This window comes from Thiocapsa sp., from assembly GCF_035467215.1.
In the GTDB taxonomy this organism is placed as follows: domain Bacteria; phylum Pseudomonadota; class Gammaproteobacteria; order Chromatiales; family Chromatiaceae; genus Thiocapsa.
Genome location: NZ_DATITZ010000112.1, coordinates 1 through 4161, shown reverse-complemented (window position 1 = coordinate 4161; position 4161 = coordinate 1). Strand labels below are relative to the sequence as shown.

The 4161-nt window shown below is 63.5% G+C and carries 3 protein-coding genes; 1 reads left to right on the top strand and 2 read right to left on the bottom strand.

All coding sequences use genetic code 11. The features are described from left to right. Positions 1 to 22: 22 nt before the first annotated feature. Positions 23 to 583 carry a L,D-transpeptidase gene (locus VLR48_RS06595; RefSeq protein ID WP_325291011.1) on the bottom strand — a complete coding sequence of 187 codons (561 nt, stop codon included), beginning with the start codon at positions 581 to 583 and terminating at the stop codon, positions 23 to 25. A 204-nt stretch (positions 584 to 787) separates the two neighbouring features. Beyond that, on the bottom strand, positions 788 to 2368 hold the full coding sequence (locus VLR48_RS06590) for an AmpG family muropeptide MFS transporter (RefSeq protein WP_325291010.1): 1581 nt from the start codon (positions 2366 to 2368) through the stop codon (positions 788 to 790). A 261-nt stretch (positions 2369 to 2629) separates the two neighbouring features. On the opposite strand from VLR48_RS06590, the gene VLR48_RS06585 reads away from it, so the two are divergent. Further along, positions 2630 to 3193, top strand: a complete 564-nt coding sequence (locus VLR48_RS06585; protein ID WP_325291009.1) for a hypothetical protein — start codon at positions 2630 to 2632, stop codon at positions 3191 to 3193. The last annotated feature ends 968 nt before the right edge of the window (positions 3194 to 4161 follow it).

Genomic DNA, 4161 nt, shown 5'->3' with positions numbered 1-4161 from the left:
GGCTCCGATGGATCTCGGTGCCTTAGTCGACGACGCTCACGAGATCCCCGACCTTCATGCGCCCGAACAGGAAGCGTGCATCCTTCTCGCCGACACGCACGCAGCCGGCTGAATCCGGATAGCCCGGAAGCCAGCCCTCGTGCAGAAAATAGTGGCCGTAGAACTGGATGGAGTAGGGCATCCAGGCCTGCCAGCCGAGCTGGTTCGTATACCGGGACGACACCTTGTCCTTGTCTTTACTAAGCACCGAGAAGGCGCCGCGTGGCGTGCGGTGACCCTCGCGACCGGAGGAGATGGGGCCGGTGCGGACGACTTGATCGCCCTCCGTGTAGACGAACGACTGGCTGGCGATCTGGATCGTCAAGGCCCGCTTCGCCTGTACCGCGGTCGTTTCGTCAACAGGCTCGGCGCTCGCCTCGCCGTCGGCCCGATCGGTTTCCCGGTCGGATGCGCGCGCGTCGTCGGCGCTCTCGGACACGTTGCTCGGCAGGCGCTCGGGCGCCGGTCTGGTCGGGGATTGAGCGCAGCCGACGATGAAGGCGGCCGCGATGAGCAGAGGCAAGATCCGGTGCAAAAAAACCATGATATGCGCGGGCTCCCGTTGACGGACAGCTATCGTCTAAGCGCTCTATATGAGGTCGCAATCGTCTCGACACCACATTCCCGGGGGCGAGTGCGGGTCACTTGGCCCTTGGATTCCCCAATCCGCTGGCTTTCGGTGCCCTATAGCCGGATCGTGCGGGCCTTGTGGTCCGAGCCGCTGCGGTCGTGCAAAGACGCCCCCGGTTCAGGCAACCGCCGCGGCGGCGGCCTCTCTTGCCCGATCGTCGATCGCCAAGCTGCGGCCGGCCAGCCAAACCAGGAGGATGACCGGGACGCCGATCAAGGTCGTGAAGACGAAGAATCCGGGATAACCGATCCCGTCCACGATCGAGCCGGAATAGCCGCCCAGAACCTTGGGCAGCAGCGTCATGAGCGAGCTGAAGATGGCGTATTGCACGGCGGTGAAGGAGACACTGGTCAGGCTCGACAGGAAGGCGACGAAGGCCGCGCTGGCGAGTCCGGCCGCCAGGTTGTCCGCTGCGACCGCGATGTAGAGCCAGGTGAGGTCGGGCCCGGCGAGCGCCAAGACGACGAAGATGAGGTTGGTCGCCGCGGACAGGATGGCTCCCAGCATGAGGATCCGCATCACCCCGTAGCGGGTCGCCATGAGCCCGCCGAGGAACCCGCCGAGGATGCTGACAATGACCCCGAAGGTCTTGACCGCGGTCGCGATCTGCGGCTTGGAAAAACCGATGTCTTGATAGAAGACATTGGAAATGACGCCGAGCACGATGTCCGAGATTCTATAGAGTCCGATCAGGGCCAGCAGGAGTAGGGCAGTTTTGAGACCGTAGCGGCGGAAGAAATCCAGAGCCGGCTCGATCCAGGTCTCGCGCGCCATCACGGCGTTTACGGCCCCGGCGGCGACCAACAGCCACCCGACAGCGACCGCCGCGGACACGGCAACGGCAAAATGCAGGGTCTCCAGGAGGAAGCCGGTGATCGGCCCGCCGCCCGCCCACGCCTTGAGCCCGGCGAAGGCCCCGCCCGAGACGAAGAACCCGCCGGAAAAGGCAGCCGCGGCCACGAGGAAGACGCCGACCAGTCGCAGATAGTCGGAAGCCCCGTAGACATGGGCGTCGGGGCGCCGAGTCTCGGGCTCGGAGATCAACAGCGTCGTCACCACCCCGATCAGCATGGTGGAGGCCATGACGAGATAGGTGAGCTGCCAGGCCCTGAAGCTGTAGTCGCCTGCCTCCGATCCGAAGAGCGCAGCCAGATAGAGCGCACCGGCACCGGCGACGACCATGCCGATCCGGTAGCCGGCGATATAGGTCGAGGACATGAGTCCCTGCAAGCGCGGCGCGGCGGATTCGATCCGGTAGGCGTCGATCACGATATCTTGGGTTGCCGCCGAGAAGCCGAGCAGCACGGCTGCGATCGCCATGCGCGTCACATGGCCGGTGCCGGTCGCCGGATCCACCAGCGCCATGCCGACGATGGCGGAGATGATTGCGAGCTGCGAGACCAGTAACCAGGCGCGTCGGCGTCCGAATCGACGGGTCAGGACAGGCAGCGGCAGCTTGTCGATCAAGGGCGCCCAGATGAACTTGAACGAATAGCCCAGGGCCGCCCAGCTGAAAAAGGTCACCGCTTGGCGCTCGATGCCGGCCTCGCGCAGCCACAGCGAGAGCGAGGAGAAGATCAGCAAGAGCGGGATCCCTGCCGAGAAGCCGAGAAAGAGCATCGAGAGCACTCTCGGATTGGAGAGCTCGCGCGCCGTCGTCTTCCATCCCCCTGTGTTGCTTGTATCGACTGGCGTCATGGGACTCTCGATGTCGCCGTGCCGGGCGGAGCCGGTACAGCGGCGACTGCAAATGGGCAAAAACGCCGGGGAGGATACCGTTCGGCGAGTCCTCCACTCAAGGTCGAACGGACAGTCTTCGCCTGACGCCGGACCGCGGACGTACTACCATGGGTCCCGTACGGGAACCCACATCGCGGGCGTGGTCAGCCGGCAGGCGGGTCGCACTCGTACAATGCAAACCGCGACTCGAGTGAAGGACAACCATTAGGAGACTCAAACGTGTCGAATGCAAACCAACCCAGTCTGACCCAACCCGATGCAGGCCAGCGCAGCGGCCTTGTTCGTCTGATGCTGGAGCAATGGCCTTATGTGCTTCTCTTTATCGCCGTCATCGCGGGTGTTGCCTTTACCGACATGCGGTTGGAGTTCGCGCTCCTCTACTGGCAAATCCTGATTCCGGTCTTCGGCCTCGTCGCATTGGCGATCGGCTGGAGCGGCGTGGGCGACGACGGCAAGGCTAGAACGGGATTCGTGATCAAGACGATCCTGCACTGGGGGGCCCTGTTTGTCCTGGTTTGGATTCTCTATCTCCCGCAGCTCAAGGATGTCCTGAATGCCGAGCTGACCGGATTGCAGATCATCTTCCTCCTCGGACTGACGGCGTTCCTGTCGGGGATTCACGGCAATCCGCGGATGTCCGTCGTCGGGGTGTTTCTGATCGTCAGCGGTATCGTGGTCGCATTTCTCGATGACGCGGCGCTCATGATGTCGGTGCTGGCCGTCGCCGTTTTGGTGGGATTGATCGTCTGGCAGAAACTTACCGGGGGCAAGTCCTCCGACTGAAACCCTGTCCTGCCGCCTAGGCCGGATCGTTTGAAAGGCGGCCACGGCAACCGTCGGCTGCAGTGGCCTACGCCGGACCCGTGCGCGTGGAGCTGTGCGTCCTCGGCGGTCACCGCCTTGGCCTCCCTGCTCACGAGCCCGAACGTTCGAGGGGCGGGATCGCATTCCCGAAACTGCCGACATTCCGTGCCAGATGACACCATCAGGGTTGGTCCGGGGCGGGCGCCCTGTCATGGGGAACGACTCTGACCAAGCCTTTCATCAGGTGACGGTTTCCGGCGTCGGACCGTCGCCGGCAGTGATCTCGCAAAGTAATGAATCAAAAGAAAAAGGCCACCGTGCTCGCCTCGGCGAAACACGATGGCCTAAGTTCGGAGACGGGCGGAGGAGGGGACCCGACCCCGAGTGCTTGCTTGGCTGAACTCTGTCGTTCGGGCGTGGGTTCGGACCACCTGCCCGATCGGTCACCTTGTGTGCGTCCTTCGGCGATTCCGAGGCTCTACCTTTAGGGTCGCCGGCGAGTGCGTTTCGGATGTCTCCTTCGGTCGTTGGTCGGGGGCACGTCGCTCGGTCCATTGATCGAGCGACGTGCCGATGCTCCCTGCGTGCTCCCTGCTCGGTTCCGTCCTGGTCCCTGCTGAGTCCCTTGGGCTCCTGTCGACTCGTGGTTTCTGCCTTCGCTGTCCTATCAGCAGTGGGCGTGCCAATGTTCGATCGCGTACGACGCTAGGCTGGACTCGCCGATCAGCCGCTACCGCAGATCGCGTGCTGTGCAGCGCCTCTTGATTATAAAATACTGAAATAGATGAAAATAAAAACCGCCCGTGAGCGGGCGGTTTGTCGTTCGGCAGCACCCGGGGTCACCGGGCGAGGCGGGCGGCGGACACCGATGCGCGATGCACGCGTCCGCCGTCGATGACCTAGGTCGTCATCTGATGACCCGTCTCGCTCATTCAGCCTGCACAGCG

What these genes read in the sequence shown, in the direction of transcription:
- VLR48_RS06595 (WP_325291011.1), bottom strand. Translation starts at nt 583, where the DNA reads ATGGTTTTTTTGCACCGGATCTTGCCTCTGCTCATCGCGGCCGCCTTC.
- VLR48_RS06590 (WP_325291010.1), bottom strand. Translation starts at nt 2,368, where the DNA reads ATGACGCCAGTCGATACAAGCAACACAGGGGGATGGAAGACGACGGCG.